At 66.3% G+C, this 24,000-nt stretch carries 20 protein-coding genes; 8 read left to right on the top strand and 12 right to left on the bottom strand.

The features are described 5' to 3' along the window. Nucleotides 1-62 precede the first annotated feature (62 nt). From B9N72_RS15520 to B9N72_RS15505, 4 genes are all read right to left on the bottom strand, one after another. Nucleotides 63-737 (bottom strand): class II aldolase/adducin family protein, encoded by a 675-nt coding sequence (locus B9N72_RS15520; protein ID WP_085277212.1) that lies wholly within the window; start codon nucleotides 735-737, stop codon nucleotides 63-65. A gap of 2 nt (nucleotides 738-739) precedes the next feature. Beyond that, on the bottom strand, nucleotides 740-1,990 hold the full coding sequence (otnK, locus tag B9N72_RS15515) for a 3-oxo-tetronate kinase (RefSeq protein ID WP_085277211.1): 1,251 nt from the start codon (nucleotides 1,988-1,990) through the stop codon (nucleotides 740-742). Continuing rightward, the gene (gene ltnD, locus B9N72_RS15510) at nucleotides 1,987-2,928 is read right to left on the bottom strand and encodes an L-threonate dehydrogenase (RefSeq protein WP_268808250.1); all 942 of its coding nucleotides are present in this window, start codon (nucleotides 2,926-2,928) and stop codon (nucleotides 1,987-1,989) included. Before ltnD ends, otnK begins: the two co-directional genes overlap by 4 nt. Before the next feature lie 532 nt (nucleotides 2,929-3,460). Then, nucleotides 3,461-4,096: an NADPH-dependent FMN reductase gene (locus tag B9N72_RS15505; RefSeq protein ID WP_085277209.1), complete on the bottom strand. Its 636-nt coding sequence runs from the start codon at nucleotides 4,094-4,096 to the stop codon at nucleotides 3,461-3,463. Between the two features lie 388 nt (nucleotides 4,097-4,484). On the opposite strand from B9N72_RS15505, the gene B9N72_RS15500 reads away from it, so the two are divergent. The 3 genes from B9N72_RS15500 to B9N72_RS15490 all read left to right on the top strand — a co-directional run bounded on the left by B9N72_RS15500 (nucleotide 4,485) and on the right by B9N72_RS15490 (nucleotide 7,220). After that, complete coding sequence (locus B9N72_RS15500) at nucleotides 4,485-5,147, top strand: dienelactone hydrolase family protein (RefSeq protein ID WP_085277208.1); 663 nt, start codon at nucleotides 4,485-4,487, stop codon at nucleotides 5,145-5,147. A gap of 160 nt (nucleotides 5,148-5,307) precedes the next feature. Further along, a complete protein-coding gene (locus tag B9N72_RS15495; RefSeq protein WP_085277274.1) occupies nucleotides 5,308-5,901 on the top strand; it encodes an isochorismatase family protein in 594 nt (197 codons plus the stop codon). Next, nucleotides 5,898-7,220, top strand: coding sequence for a nicotinate phosphoribosyltransferase (locus tag B9N72_RS15490; protein WP_085277207.1), 1,323 nt, complete (start codon nucleotides 5,898-5,900; stop codon nucleotides 7,218-7,220). Before B9N72_RS15495 ends, B9N72_RS15490 begins: the two co-directional genes overlap by 4 nt. Before the next feature lie 28 nt (nucleotides 7,221-7,248). On the opposite strand, the gene B9N72_RS15485 is transcribed toward B9N72_RS15490, so the two are convergent. Further along, a complete protein-coding gene (locus B9N72_RS15485) occupies nucleotides 7,249-8,244 on the bottom strand; it encodes a CapA family protein (RefSeq protein ID WP_085277206.1) in 996 nt (331 codons plus the stop codon). Between the two features lie 188 nt (nucleotides 8,245-8,432). Between B9N72_RS15485 and B9N72_RS15480 the strand changes: the two genes are divergently transcribed. Next, entirely contained in the window at nucleotides 8,433-8,873 is a 441-nt protein-coding gene (locus tag B9N72_RS15480; protein ID WP_085277205.1) for an archease, read from the top strand. A 187-nt stretch (nucleotides 8,874-9,060) separates the two neighbouring features. Beyond that, a complete protein-coding gene (locus B9N72_RS15475) occupies nucleotides 9,061-10,497 on the top strand; it encodes an RtcB family protein (protein ID WP_234986004.1) in 1,437 nt (478 codons plus the stop codon). 563 nt (nucleotides 10,498-11,060) lie between these two features. On the opposite strand, the gene B9N72_RS15470 is transcribed toward B9N72_RS15475, so the two are convergent. The 3 genes from B9N72_RS15470 to B9N72_RS15460 form a co-directional block, all read right to left on the bottom strand. Beyond that, nucleotides 11,061-12,659 carry a DUF3369 domain-containing protein gene (locus tag B9N72_RS15470; protein WP_085277204.1) on the bottom strand — a complete coding sequence of 533 codons (1,599 nt, stop codon included), beginning with the start codon at nucleotides 12,657-12,659 and terminating at the stop codon, nucleotides 11,061-11,063. After that, complete coding sequence (locus B9N72_RS15465; RefSeq protein WP_085277203.1) at nucleotides 12,656-14,155, bottom strand: sensor histidine kinase; 1,500 nt, start codon at nucleotides 14,153-14,155, stop codon at nucleotides 12,656-12,658. The genes B9N72_RS15470 and B9N72_RS15465 overlap by 4 nt, the downstream gene beginning before the upstream one ends. A gap of 190 nt (nucleotides 14,156-14,345) precedes the next feature. Continuing rightward, nucleotides 14,346-15,233, bottom strand: a complete 888-nt coding sequence (locus B9N72_RS15460; RefSeq protein WP_085277202.1) for a LysR substrate-binding domain-containing protein — start codon at nucleotides 15,231-15,233, stop codon at nucleotides 14,346-14,348. A gap of 123 nt (nucleotides 15,234-15,356) precedes the next feature. Here B9N72_RS15460 and B9N72_RS15455 point away from each other — a divergent pair, with 123 nt between their 5' ends. Beyond that, nucleotides 15,357-16,475 carry an S-(hydroxymethyl)glutathione dehydrogenase/class III alcohol dehydrogenase gene (locus tag B9N72_RS15455; protein ID WP_085277201.1) on the top strand — a complete coding sequence of 373 codons (1,119 nt, stop codon included), beginning with the start codon at nucleotides 15,357-15,359 and terminating at the stop codon, nucleotides 16,473-16,475. 216 nt (nucleotides 16,476-16,691) lie between these two features. Beyond that, nucleotides 16,692-17,531 carry an S-formylglutathione hydrolase gene (gene fghA, locus B9N72_RS15450; RefSeq protein ID WP_200811021.1) on the top strand — a complete coding sequence of 280 codons (840 nt, stop codon included), beginning with the start codon at nucleotides 16,692-16,694 and terminating at the stop codon, nucleotides 17,529-17,531. A gap of 415 nt (nucleotides 17,532-17,946) precedes the next feature. Here the strand turns inward: fghA and betA are convergent, their stop codons facing one another. The 3 genes from betA to B9N72_RS20895 form a co-directional block, all read right to left on the bottom strand. Then, the gene (gene betA / locus B9N72_RS15445) at nucleotides 17,947-19,692 is read right to left on the bottom strand and encodes a choline dehydrogenase (protein ID WP_085277200.1); all 1,746 of its coding nucleotides are present in this window, start codon (nucleotides 19,690-19,692) and stop codon (nucleotides 17,947-17,949) included. 135 nt (nucleotides 19,693-19,827) lie between these two features. Then, complete coding sequence (gene betB / locus B9N72_RS15440; protein ID WP_085277199.1) at nucleotides 19,828-21,291, bottom strand: betaine-aldehyde dehydrogenase; 1,464 nt, start codon at nucleotides 21,289-21,291, stop codon at nucleotides 19,828-19,830. Nucleotides 21,292-21,886: 595 nt separating this feature from the next. After that, a complete protein-coding gene (locus tag B9N72_RS20895; RefSeq protein ID WP_143477845.1) occupies nucleotides 21,887-22,705 on the bottom strand; it encodes a hypothetical protein in 819 nt (272 codons plus the stop codon). 464 nt (nucleotides 22,706-23,169) lie between these two features. Between B9N72_RS20895 and B9N72_RS15435 the strand changes: the two genes are divergently transcribed. Next, complete coding sequence (locus B9N72_RS15435) at nucleotides 23,170-23,349, top strand: hypothetical protein (RefSeq protein WP_200811018.1); 180 nt, start codon at nucleotides 23,170-23,172, stop codon at nucleotides 23,347-23,349. A gap of 63 nt (nucleotides 23,350-23,412) precedes the next feature. Here B9N72_RS15435 and B9N72_RS15430 read toward each other — a convergent pair whose 3' ends face one another. After that, complete coding sequence (locus tag B9N72_RS15430; RefSeq protein ID WP_085277198.1) at nucleotides 23,413-23,871, bottom strand: Lrp/AsnC family transcriptional regulator; 459 nt, start codon at nucleotides 23,869-23,871, stop codon at nucleotides 23,413-23,415. Nucleotides 23,872-24,000 lie beyond the last annotated feature (129 nt).

The following is a 24,000-nucleotide window of genomic DNA, read 5'->3' as shown; positions in this document are numbered from 1 at the left end:
GGTGGCGCACGGTCATTACCTGGAACGGGCCAGGGTGCAGCTTGACTGGTTTCCCAGCCGGATTACCAGCGCGCCGCGAAGGTGCGCCGTAATGCTTCGATCTGTTGTTCGTTCAGGGGCGCCGGGCGGGGGCTGACCGTCAGCCACAGCCGGGCGGTTTCTTCCAGTTCCTCCAGGGTGGCCATGGCGTTGGCCGGGCTGTCGTGCCAGACGTTGGGGCCGAGCCGCTCCAGCATCACCGCGCGGATCGGCACACCGCGCCGGCGCGCCGTGGCGATGGCTTCCGCCACCCGTTCGGCCGCCTCGGGGTCGCCGGGGCGGTGGTACGGAATCAGCGGCACGTGGCCCACCTTCATCACGAAGTAGGGCGTGATCGGCGGCACGATGTCGGCCTCGCTCCACACGCCTTGCAGCGTCAGCGCCACCAGGTGGGTGGAGTGGGTATGGATCACGCAGCGCGCCTCGGGCTCGGCCTGGTAGATGCGCCGGTGCAGCGCCAGCGTCTTGCTGGCACGGTCGCCGCTCTGCTGCTCGCCGTCGGCGTCGACCCAGGCAATGCGCTCGGGCTCGAGAAAGCCCAGGCAGGCGTCGGTGGGGGTGATCAGGAAGCCACCGCCTTGTTCGTCGTTCAGCCGCACGCTGATGTTGCCGGCGCTGGCGTGGACGTAGCCGCGCTCGAACAGCGAGCGGCCGACGCGGCACATCTCCTGGCGCAGGAAGTCTTGATGACGGTTCATGGTCAGTGCACCTGCTGCAAGGCTTTGCCGAAGAAATCGACAGTGCCGAAGTTGCCGGACTTGAGCGCCAACAGCAGCGGCCGGCCCTCCACCTGGGTCCACGGCACGCCGGGGTCGATGGCGGCGCCGATGCGCAGCTGGCTGACGCCCAGCGCCTGCACCACCGCGCCGGAGGTCTCGCCGCCCGCCACCACCAGGCGGCGCACGCCGTTTTCGGTCAGGCCGTGCGCGATCTGCGCCAGGCACTGTTCCACCAGTTGACCGGCCCGTTCGACGCCGAGCTCGGCCTGCACCGCCCGGACGTCATCCGGGTTCGAGGTGGCGTACACCAGCGCCGGCTCGGACTGCGCCAGCACCCAGGCCAGCGCCTCGGCGGCGAGCGGACGGCCGGCGGCCAGTTCGCGCGGGTCGATACGCCGTGCCGGTCGGCCGGCGTCTATCCAGTGCTGCACCTGGCCGTTGGTGGCCTGCGAGCAGGAGCCGGACAGCACCGCGGCGGCACCGCCCACGGCGGGCAGCTCGGCGGCGCGCGCATCCGGTGTCACCCAGCCGCGGGCTGCATAGACCTCGGGCAGACCGAGCGCCACGCCGGAGCCGGCGGTGATGAGCGGCAGCTCGACGCAGGCGGCGGCGATGGTGCGCAGGTCGTCGTTGGAAATCGCATCGACCACCGCGCACTTCACCCCCTCGGCGCGCAGCTCAGCAAAGCGCGCCTGCAGCGCCGCCGTACCCTGCGCCACGGTGTCGTAGCGCACCAGCCCGACAGCGCCCGGCATTTGCGACTGCAGCACATTGACCAGGTTGGCGTCGGTCATCGGCGTGAGCGGGTGGTGGCGCATGCCGGAGTCGGACAGCAGCTGGTCGCCGACGAACAGGTGGCCGCGGAACACGGTGCGACTGTTCTCGGGAAAGGCCGGGCAGGCGATGGTGAAATCGCTGCCGAGCGCCTGCAGCAGCGCCTCGGTCACCGGGCCGATATTGCCCTCGGCGGTGGAGTCGAAGGTCGAGCAGTACTTGAAGTAGAACTGGCGTGCGCCGCCGGTCTTGAGCCAGTCGAGCGCGGTGAGCGAATCTCGCACCGCCTCGCCAGCCGGGTTGGTGCGCGACTTGAGCGCCACCACCACGGCGTCGGCTTCGGGCGCCGGGCCGTCCGGCACGCCGATCACCTGCACCGTTTTCAAACCCGCGCGCACCAGCATGCTGGCGACGTCGGTGGCGCCGGTGAAATCGTCTGCGATCACGCCGAGGATCATGCGGCCTCCTTGCCTTGCGGCAGCTCGATGCCGGTGAGCGCGGCGTAGAGCTTGATCACGGCGCTGTCGTCTTCCTGGCCGTGGCCGGCGGCGGCGGTGCCGAGGTAGAGCTGGTGCGCGGCGGAGGCGAGCGGCAGCGGGAAGGCGAGCTTGCGTGCCGCATCGAGCACGATGCCCAGGTCCTTGACGAAGATGTTGACCGCCGACAGCGGGGTGTAGTCGCCGGCCAGGATGTGCGGCACGCGGTTCTGGAACATCCAGCTCATGCCGGCGGAGTTGCAGATCACCTCGTACAGCTCGTCGGGATGGGCGCCGGCGCGGATGCCCAGCGCCATCGCCTCGCAGGCGGCGGCGATGTGCACGCCGGCCAGGTGCTGGTTGACCATCTTTACGGTGGAGCCGACTCCGGCCTTGTCGCCCAGACGGTAGATCTTGCCGGCGTAGGCTTGCAGCAGGTCGCCGGCGGCGGCGAACGCCTCCGGTGTGCCCGACGCCATCACCGTCATCTCGCCGGCGGCGGCCTTGGCCGCGCCGCCGGACACCGGCCCGTCGATCAGGAAGATTTTGCGTTCCGCCAGGCGTGCTTCCCACTGCGGCGGCAGGGTGGGGTCGACCGTGGCGGCGGTCACCACCACCGAGCCGGGCTTCAGGTGGGCCGCGATGCCGTTGTCGCCGAACAGCACGCTCTCGGTCTGGGCAGCGTTGACCACCAGCACCAGCACCACGTCGCTGTGCCGGGCCAGATCGGCCAGGCTGCCCGCCACCTTGCCGCCCTCGGCCGCAAAGCGTTCGCAGGTGTGCGGATTGAGGTCGAACCCCCAGGTGCTGACGTCGCGGCGCAGGGCGCTCAGCGCGGCACCGAATCCCATCGAGCCGAGGCCGATGACTCCAAGCGTTTTACTCATGTTGTGTCTCCGTCTGTCTCGAGTGGGGCGGATGGCGGCCCGGCACTCGATGTTCTGAACTCTGAGGTGACGCGGCGCTTTGGCGTGACCGTCGCGAGCGGTCAGCCACGCGGGGCTTTTACGTCTTGTAATCTTGTCATCAGGTTATCATACAAGTTTGGTGGGAAAGCAAGAAAAGTTTCGGGCGGTTGCGTGGCTGTTGCATAAATACCGGAGGGGTGGGAGGCGGCGGACTGGGTGCGGCGGAGATGCCATCAGAGAGCGTGCGCGGCGGCGCGCGCTGCCCGAGGGCGGCACGACTTCTGCGTCCTGGCATCGGCCAGAGCTGAGCCGGGCTTGCCGGCGTGGCCCACGCCATGACGCTGCGCCGCCGCCAGGGCCGAGAGCCGCGTCGGCGAGCATGTTGGTCCTGGCGTGTCCGGGACCCCCGCCTCCCGAGGCGACAAAGCCCGCGTGCAGCGGGCCTTGGTTCGTTGTTACCTTGGCGCCTGTTCAAGGTCTCTTCGCCGCTGCGGCCGGGCACGGCGGGACGCAGCGCTGGAACAGGCTCTTGCGGCGGGACGTGTCAGCGCAGCCGGGTCAGGTCGTGTCGGCGTTCGGTGGACTCCGGCGCCAGCGACAGGTTGTGCAGCTTGGCGAGCAGCCTGGCCAGGTTGGCGCCCAGTTCTTCCACGGCATGTTGTTGCTTGGGGTTGGCCATGGCGCCGTCGGCGCCGAACGCCTCGTGGGCGACCCCGACCGCCAGTTGCTCCGGCATCACGATCACCCCGATGTTGCCCAGGATGGCGCGCACGTGCACCAGGCCGCGCAGGCCGCCGAAGCCGCCCGGCGAGGTGGCGAGCAGGGCCGCCACCTTGCCGGTGTAGGGGGCGAGGCCGGGACTGCTGTCGACCTGGCGCGTGGTCCAGTCGATGGTGTTCTTCAGCAGCGGGGAAATCGAACCGTTGTATTCCGGCGAGGCGAGCAGCAGACCCTGGTGGTTGAGCATCAGTTCGCGCAGCCGCAGGGCGTTGTCCGGTATGCCGTTCTCGCTCTCCTCGTCGCCATCGTAGAGCGGCATGGGAAAGTCGCGCAGGTCGATCAGGGTGACGTCGGCGCCGGCGGCGCGGGCGCCGTTGGCGGCGATGTGCACCAGTTTCTTGTTCCAGGAATCTTTGCGGGCGCTGCCGGCAAACGCCAGGATTTTGGGAGCATCGTTCACGCTGTTCTCCTCGGGGTGGGTCTTCGCGGCGATGTGCCGGAATCGACCGTTCCAGTGTAGGCAAGGAGGGGCGCCGGTTCCCGGTCATTTTTGCCGGCCTCCGCGACATCACCGGGAAAGACGGCGCCGCGCGCCGCTCAGAGCATGCCCTGGCAGCACTTGCGGTCGCGGATCGGGGAGATCTCGAACTGCGCCTTGTACTTGGTGGCGAAGTGGGTGGTGGAGACAAAGCCAGTGTTGGCGCACACCTCCTCGAGTGGCTTGGCGGTGCGGTCATCGCCGCGTGCCCGGCTCCCGGCCCCGGATCATCGCCCGGCACGCAGCGCCATGGGCTACAGTGAAGGGACGATACACCGGCTGACCGGCGTGCTGGCGGCGAGGGGGCAAGATGCAAAGCGGCAAACGTGAAGTGGCCATTCCGGTGCAGGAGGCCTGGCTCGAGGGGCACCTCGAGATTCCCCTGGGGGCGGTCGGCGTCGTGCTGTTTGCCCACGGCAGCGGCAGCGGCCGCTTCAGTCCGCGCAACAACTACGTTGCCGAGGTGCTGCAGGAGGCCGGCATCGCCACGCTGTTGTTCGATCTGCTGACGCGCGAGGAAGACCAGGTCTACCAGACGCGCTTCGATATCGCCCTGCTCACCGAGCGGCTGGAGACCGCGACCGCCTGGCTCAAGCGCCAGCCCGACACCGCCGCGCTGCCAGTGGGTTATTTCGGCGCCAGCACCGGCGCCGCCGCGGCGCTGCGCGCGGCGGCGCACCAGGGCGCGGACATCGCCGCCGTGGTGTCGCGTGGCGGCCGCCCCGATCTGGCCGGCGCGGCGGCGCTGGCGCAGGTGCACAGTCCGACCCTGCTGCTGGTGGGTGAGCTCGACATCGAGGTCATCCGTCTGAATCAGGAGGCGCAGGCGCACATGCACTGCCCGACCTCGCTCGTCATCGTTCCCGGCGCCACCCATCTGTTCGAGGAGCCGGGCACGCTCACCGAGGTCGCCAACCACGCCGCGCAGTGGCTGCGCGCCCACCTGTCCCCTCATGGCGCCCCCTCGCCCTGAACACGCTGCGGGCATCCCCTTTCTCTCACCCTGATCCTGGATCCTGGATCCTGGCCCGTCCGTCCGGCTGCAAATGGCCGGCGTGGGCCTTGTCGTTCCTGCCGCAGCCAGACAGCGGGTCTACAATAAAGTGAGGAATTATTGCTTCGGGATGATTGCCATGTCCCCATCTGTCATAACGCTGTCGCACGGAGATGCCCTTCTCGTGGTCGACGTGCAGAACGACTTCCTGCCTGGCGGGCGGTTGGCGGTGGGTAGCGGCGACGAGGTGGTGCCGGTGCTCAATCGTTATATCGATGTTTTCGTGGCTCAGCGCTTGCCGGTATATGCCACCCGGGATTGGCACCCTCCCGATCACTGTTCGTTCGCCCAGCAGGGGGGGCCTTGGCCGGCGCATTGCATTGCCGGCAGCGAGGGGGCCCAGTTCGCGCCGAGGCTGCACCTGCCGCGCTCGACCGTTGTCGTCTCGAAGGCCATGCATATCAGGCGGGACGCCTATTCCGGCTTCGACGGCACGCGGCTGGAACATGCGCTGCAGCGTAACGGGGTGGGGCGTCTGTTCGTCGGTGGGCTCGCCACCGACTATTGCGTGCTCAACACCGTGCGCGATGCCCTCAAGCAGGGGTTCACGGTGTGCCTGTTGGTGGATGCGATCCGTGCCGTCAACGTCGATCCCGACGACGGCATGCGCGCCGAGGGCGAGATGTGCCGGCTCGGCGCGCATCCGGTGGTGTTTCAGGATCTGGCGGCATGAGCGACTCGCCCGGCAGCGTGCTCCTGACCGACTGGTACCAGCTCACCATGCTGCAGGCCTATTTCGACGAAGGCATGGCGGAGACCGCGGTCTTCGAATGTTTCGTGCGCAGCCTGCCGCCGGGGCGCGATTTCCTGATCGCGGCGGGCCTGGAACAGCTCTTGGCGTATGTCGAGACCCTGCGCTTTGCCCCGGAGGAGCTTGACTGGCTTGCCAGCCAGCACCGTTTCAAGCCGGCCTTTCTCGATTACCTGCGCGACTTCCGCTTCCGCGGCGACATCGACGCCATGCCCGAGGGCACGCTGTTCTACCCCAACGAACCGATCCTGCGCGTCACGGCGCCGATCGCCCAGGCCCAGCTGATCGAGAGCCGGCTCATCAACCTGGTGCATTTCCAGACCGTGGTGGCGTCCAAGGCGGTACGCTGCACCCTGGCCGCGCCGGGCAAGCGCCTGGTGGACTTCGGCTTTCGCCGCACCCACGGCGGCGAGGCCGGCCTGATGGCGGCGCGCGCCTGCTACCTGGCCGGGTACGACGGTACGGCGACGGTGCAGGCCGGGATGCGGTTCGGCATCCCGGTGTTCGGCACCATGGCGCATTCTTACGTCGAGGCGCACGCCACCGAGGTCGAGGCCTTTGAGCGCTTTGCCCGCTCGCAGCCGGACAACGTGGTGTTCCTGATCGATACCTACGACACCGAAGCGGCGGCGCACAAGGTGGCGGCGCTGGCGCCCCGGCTGGCACAGCAGGGCATCCGCATCGGCTCGGTGCGGCTCGATAGCGGCGACCTCGCCGCGCATGCGCGCGCGGTGCGGGCCATTCTCGACGAGGCCGGCCAGCACGGCATCGGCATCTTCTGCAGCGGCAACCTCGACGAGGACGAACTGCGCGGCCTGCTCGCCGCGGGGGCGCCGATCGACGGCTTCGGTGTCGGCACGCGCGTCGACACCTCCTGCGACAGCCCCTACCTCGACTGCGTCTACAAGCTGCAGGAATACGCCGGCACGGCGCGGCGCAAGCGCTCCGCCGGCAAGGCGACCTGGCCCGGCCGCAAGCAGGTGTATCGCTGCTACGCCGTGGACGGCCGCTTCGAGCACGACGTGGTGGCCTTGCTGGACGAACCGCCGCCGGCCGGCGTGCCCTTACTGCAAAGCTCCATGCGGCAGGGGCAGCGCGTGAGCGAGGCAGTGCCCCTGGCGCAAAGCCGCGACCACGTCGCCGCGCAGTTATCGCGGTTACCGGCAACGCGGCCGTATCGCGTCGAAATCAGCCCGGCGCTGCAGGCGCTGGCGCAGCAGCTCGACCGGGAGGAGCACTAGTTTTCTTCATGTACGGGCGGCAGCGTGCCTACGCCCCCGCATCCCCGCCATCTCCCGCCTCCCAGCGCAGTCGTTCACCAACCTCGATCAAGTCGGTGCCGAATTCGGCCGAGAGCGCCCGCATGCGCCGGCACAGCGCGGAACGCTCGGGCTCGGGCGCGCGCTGGACCCGCGCCAGCGTGAGCAGCACCGGCACCAGCTCGAGCCGGCTCAAGCGGCCGGCGTCGAAGCTTGCCAGGAACAGGAAGCTCCAGTCGTTGCGCCACCACGGGTCGACCGCGTAGTCGTCGAGGAAGTCGCCGGTGTCGTACAGGATGGGCTTGCCGTGGTGAATCTCGACGCCCTGGCACAGGTGGGCGCTGTGGCCGTGGAACAGGTCCACGCCCAGGTCGATGGCGGCGCGGGCGAAAGCGCGGAAGTGCGCCGGTGGGCGTTCGACCATGTTCGGCCCCCAGTGGCAGGACAGCACCACCAGCGCCGCACCGGCAGCGCGCGCGGCCCGCACCTGGCGTTCCACCTCCGGCAGGCTGGCCGGGTCGATCGGCAGGTAGCGCGTGCCGGCGTGCTCGCTCGTGGCGGCGAACGGCGGCTCGTTGTCGGTGATGGCGATCAGCGCCACGCGGCAGCCGCGGGCGTCGATCAGCGCCGGCCGGCAGGCTTCGGCCAGGTCGTGGCCGGCGCCGGCGTGGGCGATGTCGGCGCGGTCGAGATGCTGCAGGGTGTCGAGCAGGCCGGCTTCGTTGTAATCGAGCACGTGGTTGTTGGCGAGCGCGACGGCGTCGATGCGTGCCGCGCGCAGCACCTCGACCACCCGTGGGTCGGCGCGGAAGTGGAACACCTTGTCGGTGCGCGTCCAGCGCTGGTGGTGCCGGGTGATGGCGCATTCCAGGTTGACGAGGCGGGCGTCGGCACCGCCCATGACCGGCAGCAGGTCACCCCAGGGCTGGGCCGCCGGGTTCTTGATCACGATGTCGCTCACCAGCCGTCCCAGCATCACGTCGCCCGCCAGCGCCAGCGTGGTCATCGCGCTCTCCTTGCCGTTCGCTCCCATTTCATAGGCTAGTCCGCCGTAGCGCTGGCAGGGTGGAAAGCGGCGGTTTTTTCGACTGCGGCGGGCGGAGGAGGCGAGTCCGCCGTCGCCCGGGCGGCTTCATATAATGAAGGATTCACGATGCCCACTCCCGGGCGGGAGCGGGGCGCGGAGGCGACGCCATGGTCTTACCTGACGTGCCGGCGACGGCAACGCAGCGCTACGGCTATTTCGATCACGACGCCGACCTCGGCATCGAGGCCTGCGGGGCGACCCCCGAGGCGGCGATGGAGGCGGCAGCCGAGGCGATGTTCGCGGTGATGACCGATCTCGCCGCGTTGCGCCCGGAGCAGCAGCTGGAGCTGGACTTCGACGAGGCCGACCCGGAGCTGGCGCTGGTGACCTGGCTCAACCTGCTGCTGGCGGAGGCGCAGAGCCGGCGCCTGGTGTGGTGCCGTTTCCGGCTCCGGCGCGAGGGCAGCCGCTGGCACGGCGAGGCGGCGGGACAGCCGTGGACGGCGGAACTGGAGCGCGGCGTCGAGGTGAAGGGTGCCACCCTGACGCAGCTCTCGCTGACGCCGCAGGAGGGCGGATGGCGGGCGCGCTGCGTGGTGGATGTGTGAAAACCTGTCCATGAGCCTGCTGTGCGTCCCTGATCGGTGCCCATGTGCGGCTCTCTCATGGAGATTCGCTCAGCCATGATCCTCATGGACGCCATGTCCATTCCGGTTCCTGTGCTGCTCTTCTCCCCCTGAGGGCCGCTCGTGACGGCTTCGGAACAGGTTTTAGCCATGGTGGCTAGGAGGTGACATGATGGATATCGCGCGCTTGCGGCAGGCCGGGCCGTACGAGTGGACGCTGCCGCCGTCGGCCGGCGAGGGGGGCGGCGAGGTGCGGCTGTTCGCCGACGCCGAACTGTTGCGCGGCATGGACGACAAGGTGCTGGAGCAGATCCGCAACGTGGCGCGACTGCCGGGGCTGGTGGGCGCGGCGATGACCATGCCCGACGCGCACTGGGGCTATGGCTTTCCGATCGGCGGCGTGGCCGCCTTCGACGCCGATGCCGGCGGGGTGGTGTCGGCGGGTGGCGTGGGGTTCGACATCTCCTGCGGCATCCGCTGCCTGCGCACCGACCTGAGCTGGGAGCAACTGGCGCCGCAACGGCACCACCTGGCCGACAGCCTGTTCCGCGAGATTCCGGCCGGGGTCGGCGAGGAGGGGCGGCTGCGGCTGTCCGTCAGGGAGCTCGAACAGGTGATGCGGCAGGGCGCGCACTGGGCGGTGGCTCAGGGTTTCGGCCCGGCCGACGATCTGCCCTACATCGAGGAGCGGGGCTGTGTCGGCGGTGCCGAGCCGGACTGGGTATCGGACCTGGCCAAGAAGCGCCAGCTGGGCGAAATGGGCACGCTGGGCTCCGGCAACCATTACCTGGAGGTGCAGGTGGTGGACCGCATCCACGACGAGGCCGCGGCGGCGGCCTTCGGCCTCCGGGTGGGGCAGGTGCTGGTGTCGATCCACTGCGGCTCGCGCGGGCTGGGGCACCAGATCGGCACCGATTACCTGTTGCTGTTGGCCAAGTCGGCGGCCAGTCTCGGCCTGACGCTGCCGGACCGCGAACTCGCCTGCGCGCCGATCCGCTCCGACGTCGGGCAGCACTACCTGGGCGCGATGAACAGCGCCATCAATTGCGCGCTGGCCAACCGCCAGATCCTTGCCGCGCTGACACGGGGCGTGCTGGCGCGCTATTGGCCGAGCGCCCGTCTCGACACGCTGTTCGACGTGTCACACAACACCTGCAAGGTGGAACGGCACCGTGTGGAGGGCCGTGAACGCACGCTGTACGTGCACCGCAAGGGCGCGACGCGCGCCTTCGGCCCCGGCCACGCCGGGCTGCCCGATGCCTACCAGGCGGTCGGCCAGCCGGTGATCATCGGCGGCAGCATGGGCACCGGCTCCTACATCCTGGCCGGCAATCCGCCGGAGCAGAACCGTGCCTTCGCCTCGGCCAGCCACGGCGCCGGCCGCGCCATGAGCCGCCACCAGGCGCTGAAGTTCTGGCACGGCCGGCAACTGGTGGACGAGCTGGCGGCGCGCGGCATCCTGATCCGCTCCGGCTCGCTGCGCGGCGTGGCGGAGGAGGCGCCGGGAGCGTACAAGGACGTTGACCGCGTGGCGGAAGTGACCGAGGCCGCCGGGCTGGCGCGGCGTGTGGCGTTTCTCAGGCCGAAGATTTGTATCAAAGGTTGAGGGCCGGCTTACAATTTTGCATAACTTGATGGACTAGCAGGATTTTTCAGTATCACAGCAGGGTTCGAAGCCAAGATGGAGACGACTCGTCCCCCTCCCCGTTGACCCGTGCCGCTTGGGCAGGGTGGGCAGGGTGGGGCAAGGTTTTAAGCCGCCGCTTGTTTGAGTGATTTGACGTTAGCAAATACGTCCGCTGAGCAAATCTCCGCGTGCCAATCCATCGCTGAGCAAATCAAAGATTTGCACGCAGAGATTGGCTCAGTGATGGATTTGCACGCATGGAGTTCGGTGGCGCCTTGCCCCATCTTCCCAAGCGGGAGCTCACGGGGCGTCGGGGTCGCCTCGGGTTGCAAGGGGGCTGGCGGGACAATCCCCTTGCCTGCTGGCGGTCAGCACCGCTTGTCAAAATTGTCCGCGGAGCGGACACAACGCCAGTTCGTGTAGGCAGCATACGTGAATTGGTCCACGCCCCCCTCACGCCGACTTCGCCGGTGGCAGCACCAGGTCGGGGTGTTCCTCGCCAGTTCGTGTAGGCAGCATACGTGAATTGGTCCACGCCCCCCTCACGCCGACTTCGCCGGTGGCAGCACCAGGTCGGGGTGTTCCTCCCGGATCAGCTCGAGAAAAATCTCCACCACCTCGGGGTCGAAGTGTTCGCCGGCGTGGTCGCGGATGTAGGCGACCGAGTCCGGCAGGGGCCAGGGTTCCTTGTAGGGGCGGCGGTAGAGCAGTGCATCGAACACGTCCACCACCGCGACGATGCGCGCCGCCAGCGGAATCGCAGTACCGGCCACCCCGTTGGGATAGCCCTTGCCGTTGTAGTACTCGTGATGGCCGGCGGCGATTTGCGCGCCGATCGACAGATAGCTCTCGCCCTCCACCATGCTGGCGGACTTCTCGAGGATCTTGGCGCCGATGCTGGCGTGCTGCTTCATCACCTCCCATTCTTCCGGGTTGTGCTTGCTTGGGTTGTGCAGGATCAGGTCGGGGGTGCCGACCTTGCCGACGTCGTGCAGGATGCTCGCCATGCCCACCATCTCGAGAAAACTCGGCGCCAGGATGTCCGGATGCAGCCCCTTGGCCGCCATGCGGTGGGCGATGGCGTCGGTCAGCCGCTGCACCCGCCGCACGTGGTCGCCGGTGGTGCTGTCGCGGTATTCGGCGAGGTCGGCCAGCGCCACCACGGTGGCCTCCTGGGCGTTCTTCATCTGGGTGTGATAGTAGAGGTTGTCGAAGGCGGCGGCGATGCGGTTGCAGTACACCTTGAGCAGCTCCTGATCCACCTCGGACAGCGGGCGCGGCGGGGTGAAGTAGATCACGAAGGTGCGCCGCGAGTGGGTATCGAAATACAGCACCGAGCCGGGGTGGTTGAAAATGCAGCTGTGCTTCTCGGTGGCTTGGCGCATGGCCTGGAAGATGGCGCTGCTGCTGTCGAGCTGCCCGCTCTGCTGCAGCTCGGCGAACAGGCCGGTGGCGGCGATCACCTGCAGCGTGCCGCCCGCGATGGCGGCGTCCTCGCAGACGCACAGCACGCCGTCGGTGCCGACGTCGAGAATGGCGCTGATCTGGCGCAGTACGCCCGAGGCGAACTCGCGCAGCGACTGGATCTGGTACAGGTTGGAGGTGGCGGCCAGGATGGCGTCCAGCCCCTGGCGGCTGCGTTCGATGATGAACAGGCTCTCGTAGGCGCGCAGCGAGGCGATCACGGTGGTGAACAGCTTCTGCGCGGTGAGTTCGGTCTTGGCCTTGTAGTCGTTGATGTCGTAGGAGACGATCACTTCCTGTTCCGGTGCCTGGCCCGGCTGGCCGGTGCGCAGCACGATGCGCACCAGGCGGTTGCCCAGCCCCTCGCGCACTTCGCGCACCATCTCCAGCCCGGCGTGGTCGCTCTCCATCACCACGTCGAGCAGCACCAGCGCGATGTCCTTTTCGTCGCGCAGGATGGCCATGCCTTCCTTGGCGCTGTAGGCGCTCAGGAGCTCGACGGCGCGGTCCTTGTAGCTGATGCCCTGCAGCGTCAGGCGGGTTACCGCATGGACGTCCGGCTCGTCGTCCACCACCAGCACGCGCCAGGGGCGCAGCAGGGGAGGCGGCGGCGTGGTGCCCGCTTCGTCCTCGATCAGCCAGTCTTCCTGGCTCGTTACCGTTTCGGCGCTGTTCATCCCTTGCCCTCGCTGACCGCCGGCGCCACCGCCGGAAACTGCAGGGTGAAGCGCGTGCCCGCGTTGGGCCGGCTCTCCACCTGCAACCGTCCACCTAATTTCCCCGTGACGATGTTATAGACAATGTGCAGCCCCAATCCGCTCCCGCCGGCGCTGCGCCGCGTGGTGAAAAACGGTGTGAACACGCGCGGCAGGTTCTCCGGCGCGATGCCCTTGCCGTTGTCGGCGAATTCCAGCGCGATCTCGCCGCCCAACTGTTGTGCCCGGATCGCGACCTCGCCCGACTGTCCCTCGTCGAAGGCGTGGGTGAGCGAGTTGACCAGCAGGTTGGTGATGATCTGGGCCAGCGCGCCGGGATAGCTGTCGAGGCGGATGCCCTCGGCGCAGTCGATGCTGACGCGGATGGCGCTGTGCTTGAACTTGGGGCGCAGGCTGGCGATGACTTCGTGCAGGTAGCCGGCGAGGTCGAACTCGCGGCGCTCCTCGCTCATCTGGTCCACCGCCACCTGCTTGAAGCTCTGCACCAGGTGCGCCGCGCGTTCGGCGTTGACCTGGATCAGCCCGACGCTTTCGGTCGCTGTCTGCACGTAGCCCTGCACGTCGGATTTTTTCAGCTGCCCCGCTTCCAGCTGGCCGGCGAGCTGGCGCGTCTTGTCGCCCAGCAGGCTGGCGCAGGTGAGCGTGATGCCGACCGGGGTGTTGATCTCGTGGGCGATGCCGGCGACCAGCCCGCCCAGCGCCGCCAGCTTCTCGCTCTGCATCAGCGTGGCCTGGGCCTGCTTGAGGTTGTCGTAGGCCTGGCGGATTTCGGCCTCGGCCTGGCGTCCCTTTTCCACGTCTTCGGCCAGGCGCTGGGCGATGTGGTTGAAGCTGCGCACCACGTCGCCGAATTCGTCCTGGCGCTCGGTGAGCAGGGTGAGGCTGTCCTCGCCGCCCTGGTGCTCGGCCGCCAGCGCCAGCGCGTCCTTCAGCGTTTCCAGCGGGCTCAGCACCATGAGGCGCAAGGCGATCGAGAGGGCGATCAGCAGCACCGCGTCCAGTGCCAGGATTTCGGCCACGCGGTTCAACACCTGGCTGCTCAACTGCGCCTCGATGCTGGCGCGCGACAGCCACACGCGGGCGTGGCCGAGGGCGTGGGTCTGGTTGAACTGCTTGAGGGTGAGCGGCACGTCGAGCCGCTCGGCGGCGGCGGCCTCGACCGGCTCCGCGCCGCGCGCCAGCAGCAGCTTGCCGTTTTCCTCGTACACCGCGATGCGTTCTACCGGGCTGGTCAGTTCCGCCGTCAGGTTCTGCTGCAGCAACGCCGTGTCGAGGTTCCAGATCGGCAAGGGCAAGTTGGTGCGCAGACGCTGCTGCACGGCGCTGCGTGCTTCGTTGTACTGCTGCTCCAGCTGCTGGCGGGTGTTGAGGTAGGTCAGCCAGCCGGACACGCTCAGCACCGCCGTGATCAGCAGCACGAACAACAGGTTGAGGCGAAAGCCGATGCTGTGTTTCATCGAGAAGAAGGGTCTCGGTGGATAGGGAGGGCGGGGCCGGCGCGGGCTCACAGTTTCAAGATAGAACAAGGACGCGGCCGCCAAGAGCCTGTTCGCACCCTGGCGGCGCTTTCCTGGGGCGAGCCGCCGTCGGCTGGCGAGTGAGGCGGCACCCCGGTCTTCGGCCAACCTGCGCGGTGCCGCCGCCGGGTCAGCGGTACTCCGGCAGCTTGGCCAGCCCCTCGCGCAGGTGGTCGACCATCAGCCTGAGCTTGGCCGACAGGTGGCGCTGCTGCGGGTAGACCGCCCACACTGCGGTGTTGGGCGGGGTGTGCGTCGGCAGCAGTTCCACCAGCCGCCCCTGGCGCAGCGGCTCGCGCACGTAGTAGTCCGGCAGCTGGCACAGGCCGAAGCCGCGCAGCGCGGCGTCCAGTACCGCCTGCCCGCTGTTGCAGCGCCAGCGCCCCTGCGGCTTGAAGTGCCAGGGGCGGCCGTCGAGGCGGAAGCTCCAGACCAGCGAGGTGCCGATCAGACACTGGTGGCGCGCCAGTTCGCCCAGCGTGTGGGGCGTGCCATGGTGCGCCAGATAGGCGGGGGAGGCGCACAGGTGCATGGTGCGGGGTGCAATGCGCGTGGCAACCAGGCTGGAATCGGCCAGCTGGCCCAGGCGGATGGCGAGGTCGAAGCCCTCGTGCAGCAGGTCGGCGGTGCGGTTGGTGAGCTCGATCTCCACCGCGAGCTGCGGGTGCTCGGCCATGAAGTCGTTCACCAGCGGCACCACGAAGCGCTCGCCGTAGGTGACGGCGCAGGTCATGCGCAGCAGGCCCTTGGGGCTGCTGTGCAGTGCGTTGACGGCGAGGAAGGCCTCGTCGCGCGCCTCCTGCAGCTGCTGGCAGTGGCTGAAGAAGGTCTGCCCGGCCTCGGTCAGGCTGACCTTGCGCGTGCTGCGGTAAAACAGCCGCGCCTGCAGCCGCTCTTCCAGCCGCATCACCTGGCGGCTGACGTGCGACGACGACACCCTGAGCCGTTCGGCCGCGCGCGAGAAGCTGCCGCACTCGGCCACCGCGACGAATTCCGCTATGCCTTCCCAGCTGTCCATGGCCATCCTTTCCTCGAGTTTTCCATTATCCCTCAGTGGCAATAATGTTTCCCGCAATTCGCCTTTTAAACCCGGGGAGGGCAACCGATACTGTCGAGATAACTTCTTACCGTGGAGAACATCATGATCAAATCGCGTGCCGCCGTGGCCTGGGGCGCCAAGCGTCCGCTGGAAATCGAACTGGTGGATGTGGAGGGCCCGAAAGAGGGCGAGGTGCTGCTGCGCATGGTGGCGACCGGCGTTTGCCACACCGACGCCTACACCCTGTCCGGCGCCGATCCGGAAGGCATCTTCCCGGCCATTCTCGGCCACGAGGGCGGCGCCATCGTCGAGGAAGTCGGCCCCGGCGTGACCTCGGTGAAGCCGGGCGACCACGTCATCCCGCTCTACACCCCGGAATGCGGCAAGTGCAAGTTCTGCCTGTCGGGCAAGACCAACCTGTGCCAGGCGATCCGCGCTACCCAGGGCAAGGGCCTGATGCCGGACGGCACCAGCCGCTTCTCCAAGGACGGCAAGCCGATCTTCCACTACATGGGCACCTCGACCTTCTCCGAGTACACCGTGCTGCCGGAGATCGCCGTCGCCAAGATCAGCAAGGAAGCGCCGCTGGAGAAGGTGTGCCTGCTGGGCTGCGGCGTCACCACCGGCATGGGCGCGGTGATGAACACCGCCAAGGTCGAGCCGGGCTCCACCGTGGCCATCTTCGGCCTGGGCGGCATCGGCCTGTCGGCGATCATCGGCGCGGTGATGGCCAAGGCCAGCCGTATCATCGCCATCGACGTCAACCCGGCCAAGTTCGAGATCGCCAAGCAGCTGGGTGCTACCGACGTGATCAACCCGCTCGACTACGACCGTCCGATCCAGGAAGTGATCGTCGATCTGACCGACGGCGGCGTGGACTACTCGTTCGAGTGCATCGGCAACGTCAAGGTGATGCGCTCGGCGCTCGAGTGCTGCCACAAGGGCTGGGGCGAGTCGGTGATCATCGGCGTGGCCGGTGCCGGCGAAGAGATCAGCACCCGTCCGTTCCAGTTGGTGACCGGTCGCGTGTGGCGCGGTTCGGCCTTCGGCGGCGTGCGCGGCCGCTCCGAGCTGCCGAGCTATGTCGACCGCTACATGAAGGGCGAATTCGAGCTCGACACCTTCATCACCCACACCATGGGGCTGGACGACATCAACACCGCCTTTGACCTGATGCACGAGGGGAAGAGCATCAGATCCGTCATCTTGTTCGATCGTTGATGCCTGCTCCATCAGGCGGCTGCGCCTTTGCAGCTTGAGCGCCGGCAGTACTGCGTGCGAATTTTAATTCGCTCAGCGATCAGGAATCCTCATGGACTACATGTCCATTCCGGTTCCTGTGCGCTGGCGGCACTCAACCTGCTTTGGCTCGCTCGCCTGCTGAAACAGGCACACCATCCATCACCGAAACACAAGGCCATGACGATGACCGATACCCTGAAGCTGGTGTCGTGCAACAAGAGCTTCGGCGGCTGGCTCAAGCGCTATGCGCATCATTCGAGCACGCTCAACTGCACGATGAATTTTTCCATCTACCTGCCGCCTTCGGCCAGCGCCGAGGCACGGGTGCCGGTGCTGTACTGGCTGTCTGGGCTGACCTGCACTGACGAGAACTTCATGCAGAAAGCCGGCGCGCAGCGTGTGGCGGCCGAGCTGGGCATTGCGCTGGTGGCACCCGATACCAGCCCGCGCGGCGAGGGCGTGCCGGGCGACCCGGCCGACGGCTGGGACTTCGGCCTCGGCGCCGGCTTTTACCTCAACGCCACCCAGGCGCCGTGGTCGACCCACTACCGCATGCACGACTATGTGGTGCACGAACTGCCGGCGCTGATCGAGGCAGTGTTCCCAGTGGACGGCCGGCGCGCGGTGTCCGGTCACTCGATGGGCGGCCACGGCGCGCTGGTGTGCGCGCTGCGCAATCCGGGGCGCTACCGCTCGGTGTCGGCCTTCGCGCCGATCGCCAACCCGGTCAACTGCCCGTGGGGCGAAAAGGCGTTCAGCGGCTACCTCGGCCCCGAGCGCAGCCGCTGGCGCGAGTGGGACGCCTCGCTGCTGCTGGCGAGCGCCGAGGAGCGCCTGCCGCTGTTGGTCGACCAGGGCGACGCCGACGACTTCCTCGCCACCCAGCTGCACCCCGAAGCGCTGCGCCAGGCCGCCGACAAGGCCGGCTACCCGCTGACGCTGCGCCTGCAGCCGGGTTACGACCACAGCTACTACTTCATCGCCAGCTTCATCGAAGAGCACCTGCGCTTCCACGCCGCGGCGCTGCAGGGCTAAGAACCTGTGCACGATCAGTCGCGAGCAGCCCTCAGCGGGGTAAAGAGCAGCGCAGGAACCGGAATGGACTGGAGTACATGAGGATTCCTGATCGCTGGGCGACTCCCCGCGTGCCAATCTATCGCTGGGCAAATCTAAAGATTTGCACGCGGAGATTGGCTCAGCGATAGATTGGCACGCAGTGCACATGAGCTCCGAGTTGGGATGCGCGGCATGATCGGGAACGGGTTCTAAGGGCGCGGGAGAGGGCCAACGTTGGCCGAAGCCCGGCAAGACAAAGCCGGAGCACCGATCACCTGGTGCTCCGGCTTTTTTGTGGCACAACACGCAGGATGGGTGAAGCGCAGCGCAGCCCATCGCGTGATGGGATGGGTTACGGCACCGCAAGTGCCTTCACCCATTCTGCCGGTGCCCGTCAGCCTTTGGCCGTCGCCACCTTGGGCGGGTAGAGCAGCAGCCCGCTGCCGCCTTTCTTCTTGCCGCCGGCCTGGCCCAGCTTGGGCGGGGCGCCGTCGGCGACGAAGTAGGGGGCCTGCGAGCGCGGCAGCGCGGCGCGGCCGCGGATCTTGTCGGCGATCTTCTCGGCCATCATGATGGTCGGCGCGTTCAGGTTGCCGGTGATCACGCGCGGCATGATCGAGGCATCCACCACGCGCAGCCCGGCGAGGCCGTGCACCAGCCCCTCGTTGTTCACCACCGCCATCGGATCGGACGCGTCGCCCATCTTGCAGGTACAGGACGGGTGCAGGGCCGTCTCGGCATGGCTTTTCACGAAGGCGTCGATCTCGGCGTCGCTCTTGGCGCCGATGCCGGGCTGAATCTCCTTGCCACGGAACGGGTCCATCGCCTTCTGGTTGATGATCTCGCGCGTCAGGCGCACCCCGGCACGGAATTCCTTCCAGTCCACCGGGTCGGCCATGTAGTTGAACAGCAGGCGAGGCTTGTCACGCGGGTCGCGGCTCTTGAGCTTGACGTAGCCGGTGCTGGTCGAACGCATTGAGCCGACGTGGCACTGGAAACCGTGTGCCTTCACCGCATTGCTGCCGTCGTAGTTGGCCGCCAGCGGCAGGAAGTGGTATTGCAGGTTGGGCCAGGCGAACGAGGCGTCGCTGCGGATGAAACCGCCCGCTTCGAAGTGGTTGCTGGCGCCGGGGCCGGTGCCCTTCAGGTACCACTCGAGGCCGATGCCCGGCTTGTTCCACCACTGCAACGCCGGGTAGAGCGACACCGGCTGCTTGCACTCGAACTGGACGTACATCTCGAGGTGGTCCTGCAGGTTCTCGCCGACGCCGGGCAGATGGATCACCGCCTGGATGCCCATCGCCTTCAGCTCATCCGCGTTGCCGACGCCGGAGCGCAGCAAGAGCTGGGGGCTGGCGATGGCGCCGTTGCTGACGATCACCTCGCGCCGAGCGCGCGCTTCCCTGGGCTGGTCGCCCTGGATATAGCGCACGCCGACCGCGCGCGAGCCCTCGAACAGGATCCGGTCGGCCAGCGCGCGGGTCTGCACGGTCAGGTTGGAGCGCTCCCGTGCCTCGTCGAGGTAGGCGCGAGAGGTGCTGCAGCGCTTGCCGTCCGCCGTGGTGGTGCGGTCCATCGGGCCGAAGCCTTCCTGGCGGTAGCCGTTCAGGTCGTCGGTGCGCGGGTAGCCGGCCTGCTCGCCGGCCTGGACGAAGGCCTCGAAAAGGGGGCTGACGTCCGCCTTCGGCGTGGTGACGTGCAGCGGACCGCTGCCGCCGTGGTAGTCGTTGGCGCCCTTGTCGTAGGTCTCCGCCTTGCGGAAGTAGGGCAGGCAGTCCAGATAGCTCCAGTCCTCCAGTCCCTTGTTCTCGGCCCAGCCGTCGTAGTCCAGCGCGTTGCCGCGGATGTAGACCATGCCGTTGATCAGCGACGAGCCGCCCAGGCCCTTGCCGCGGCCCTGGGTCATGATGCGGTTGTTCATGAACGGCTCGGGCTCGGTCAGGTAGGCCCAGTTGTAGGTCGTGCCCTGCAACGGGTAGGCGAGTGCGGCCGGCATCTGGGTGCGCCAGTCGAGCCGCCAGTCCGGGCCGCCGGCTTCCAGCAGCAGCACGCTGATGTCAGCGTCCTCGGTTAGCCGTGCGGCCAGCACGCAGCCGGCCGAACCGGCGCCGACGATGATGTAGTCGAATTCCTGTTTCATGCCCATTCTCTTTCGGCTTGGAGCCGCTAACAAACACGAACGAAGCGATTCCTGTCAGGCGCGTCGTCCCTCAAGACGGCGCCTGCCCCGAAGGGAATCCCCTCGGGGCAGCACAGGAAGGTTTTTGTTAGTGACTCATTCGTACGGGCAGGCCACGCCGGACAGCTCCACGTACACGCTCTTGAGCTGGGTGTAGTGGTCCAGCGTCACCATGCTGTTCTCGCTGCCGATGCCCGACTCCTTCAGGCCGCCGAACGGCATCTCGATCGGGGTGATGTTGTAGTTGTTGATCCAGCACACGCCGGCCTGCAACTTGCCGACCACGCGGTGCGCGCGCGAGATGTCCTTGGTGAACACCCCGGCGGCGAGGCCCAGACGGGTGTCGTTGGCGCGGCGGATCACCTCGTCTTCATCGCTGAAGCGCAGCACCGACATCACCGGGCCGAAGATCTCCTCGCGCACGATGCTCATGTCGTCGGTGCAGTCGGCGAAGATGGTCGGCGCGATGAAGTTGCCGCCCTCGCAGCCCGGCACCGTTACGCGATTGCCGCCAGCCAGCAGCCTGGCCCCCTCGGCTTTGCCCAGCTCGACGTACTGCATCACGCTGTCGGCGTGGCCCTTCGACACCTGCGCGCCCACCTGGGTGGCCGGGTCCATCGGGTCGCCGATCTTCAGCTTGCGGGTGCGGCTCACCAGTTTCTCGAGGAAGGCGTCGTAGATCGCATCGTGCACGAACACGCGCGTGCCGTTGGTGCAGATCTCGCCCTGGGTGTAGAAGTTGGCCAGCATCGCCGCCGATACCGCCTGGTCGAGGTCGGCGTCGTCGAAAATCACCAGCGGGGACTTGCCGCCCAGCTCCATGGTGATGCGCTTCAGCGTCTTGGCGGCGTCGGCCATGATGGCCTTGCCGGTGTCCACCGAGCCGGTGATTGACACCTTGGCCACCTCGGGGTGGGCGATCAGCTGGCGTGCTGCGGCCGAGGTGCCCTGGATCACGTTGAACACGCCGTCCGGCACGCCGGCTTCGGTATAGATTTCGGCCAACTTGGCCGCCGTCATCGGCGTCAGCGACGCCGGCTTGTAGATCATCGCGTTGCCGCAGGCCAGCGCCGGGCCGGATTTCCAGCAGGCGATCTGCAGCGGGTAGTTCCAGGCGCCGATGCCGAAGCAGATGCCGAGCGGTTCGCGCCGGGTGTAGGCGAAGGCGCCCTTGAGCGCAAACTGCTGGCCGTGGATGCTGGCGGCGAGACCAGCGAAGTATTCGATGCAATCGGCGCCGGACAGCACGTCCACCACCTCGGCTTCCTGAATCGGCTTGCCGTTGTCGCGCACTTCCAGCTCGGCCAGTTCGCGGTTGCGTTCGCGCAGAATCTGCACCGCGCGGTTGAGAATGCGGCCGCGTTCGGCGCCGGTCATGGCCGACCACACTTCGAAGCCTTGGCGGGCGGTCTCGATCGCCAGCGCCACCTCGGCTTCGCCGGCCTGCTGGATGCGGCACAGCACCTCGCCGGTGGCCGGGTTGAGGTTGTCCACCAGCGGCAGGGACGGGTTGTCGATGTAACGCCCACCGATATAGCTGCGCAGAATGTTGTCGCTCACTGTAGCTCCTTTGTCGTTGACCCTTGCGTGGCTGTCTTTGGCTCATGCCGCAACGCGCCTTTATACGACCTAGATTGAGCCACGTCACCCCCACCGGCCTCCTGTCTGTTTCCGACCTCAACCCCTTCGGCGGCGACAATGGAGACGCTCCTGTCGTGCGGCCGCCGTGGCAGGGGGGCAAATGGTGCGTCATCGCTCTTATTGAAAATCTTCACTATGTCGAGCGCGATACGGCAATTGCAAAGGGGAGGGGGCACGGATCTATTTGGCTCTGGCCGAACACCGATACGACAAATCTGTATGGTACCCATGCCCACGCTAGCGGTTTCGGCTGCGCCGCGGCGGTCGGCTGCGTCGGCGCCCTGTTGGGCCCGACCCTGGTCGGGCTGATCCTGTCGCTGTGGGGCAGGGCGGGTGCTCCTGCTCGGTACCGCGTGCTTTGCGCTGGCGGCGGCCACGGTGTATCTGTCCGGGGTGGAGACGAGTGGGATGACGTTGGAGGGGTTGTCAGAGGAGATTAAAAAAGATTGGACCACAACTTTATTTGGTTGGCTGAAAATTGTGGTCCATTTTTTGTCTTGGGTGGCAAGTGTGTTTACTGGTCTTGCCATAGCCCGCCCGCAACCCAATTGTACTGGCTAACAGTTTGGCGAGACGATCCACCACTAACTGTGGATGCATCCCCGGTTGCTTGATTGGCATGCCCGCCGGATACAGTCGAATAACGCGCAATAGCTTTGTTCCCTATGCCACCCGATACAACGGAGTGATTTCCACTGGCTTGATTGAAATAGCCACCGCTAACGGAGGCATTTTCATCGGAGGCATCATTCATCGATCCGCCTGCTACCGTAGTGAAGGGGGCGGTTGTCCTATTTTTATTTCCACCTAGTATGCTCGAGTGGGGAGCCAGCAAGAGATTTCCATGGCCAGTCACAAAACCGCCGACACTTGAGTAAGAATGCTCGGGGCCAATAATCAAATTATGTGAGCCACTTCGATTATTTGTCCCGTCCTGAGGGTTGTATGTAATGTATTCATTGTATCCGATGATCAGGTTTCCATACCCATTTTGGGTGATGGTTGACCCCATGCCGTTTTGAATAACAACATTGCACCCCCTAAATATTAGCGTGTAGGCATTGGATTCGCTTGCCATGCACGCCAAGCTATCTTTAAGGGTAGACACCATATGTGATTGATATGAAATGCTATTGGAAAGTGAGGTAATAGTGACTTGCGCGGCGACAAGTTGCTGTTGAAGATAATTGGTTTGTTGCTGAAGGGCATTGTATTGCTGAGTCAATGTGTCAATCTGTGATTGCACTGAGGTCGCCGAGTCGGCATGGGCAATACTACTGGCTAGAATTAATGCACATGATAACGCAGGTAGAATGTGGCCCTGTTTTTTCATTTTTTTCTCCATGAGAATTGAAATTCAGGATGTTAGTCGTTAATGAGCTTGGCTGTAGGTTTAAGGATGTGTGTAAATTTTGAATCGGCGACTTTGAAGGGTGTGAGATATGCGTGGTCAGGTCATGATAAACTCAGTTGCCGATTCGTTTAATATATATACATCAATTTTTCTTTGCCAAGTAAATCGTCTGGGGGCTCAGAGCCACAATGCCCAGCGCCCCAGCAATACGAATACTGAACAGTGAATCGGGCCGCAGAGCTGTTTCAGATTTGCGAGTCATTTTGCCAACGGCAGTGACTGAGCCATTCGTGAAATACACCAAGTGCGGCGACGATCAGCTGCGCCGCGACGGCGGAGATGAAGCTCGAGCTGCTGGCTATGGCGTCGCGGTGCGTCGATGCGATGCCGCTCGTTCCTGAGGCTAGTACGAACACAGAGCCCATGGCGGTTGCGCCTCGGCCGTGGGCCGTGTCGGCGCCTTGCTCGGGCCGAGCCTGGTCGGGCTGATCCTGCCGCTGTGGGGCCAGGGCGGGGTGTTCCTGCTTGGCACCGCCTGCTTTACCCTGGCGGCGGTCACGGTCTATCTGCTCGGGGTGGAGACGCGCGGCATGACGCTGGAAGGGGTGTCCGAGGCGCACTGAGGCGGGCGCGCCTCGAACCGATCGTCCAACGTTGGCCGAAATGTGCGGGGCGGCCCGGCGCCGTCACACCGGGATTTCCGAGGTCAGCTTGATCTTCTGCATCGGAATCTCGGTTTTGACGCTTTGTACCCCTGCAATGCGGGTCAGGTGCTCGATCTGGAACTGACGGTAATCGTCCAGGTCGGCGGCGACCACGCGCAGCAGAAAATCGCAGTCGCCCGCCATCAAGTGGCACTCCACCACCTGGGGCAGTTGCCTGATGGCTTCGGTGAAGTGGTCGACGGTTTCGGCGTCCTGGCCGGTGAGCCAGATGCGGGCGAAAACGCTCAGGCCCTTACCCACCTTGGCTGCATTCACGACGGCCACATAGCGTTCGATGACGCCCGCCTCTTCCAGCAGCCGCACGCGCCGCAAGCAGGGGGAGGGCGACAGTCCCACCTCTCTGGCCAGCTCGATGTTCTGCAGGCGGCCGTCCCGCTGCAGCGCCCTGAGAATGCGCCGATCGATAGCATCCAGTTTCATTGGCATCCAGTTTCATGATTTGGCTTATTTATTTTAAGTAATCACGCATAACTAAATTTGAGTTCTGTGCCAACCCTATCCAGCAAGTCGGTCACCTTGCTTTTCAATTCGGTGGCACCCCATGTCTTA

The organism is Pseudogulbenkiania subflava DSM 22618 (genome assembly GCF_900177275.1).
GTDB lineage: Bacteria > Pseudomonadota > Gammaproteobacteria > Burkholderiales > Chromobacteriaceae > Pseudogulbenkiania > Pseudogulbenkiania subflava.
The sequence above is the reverse complement of the archived record's forward strand: the minus strand, read 5'-3'. Positions and strand labels throughout refer to the sequence as shown.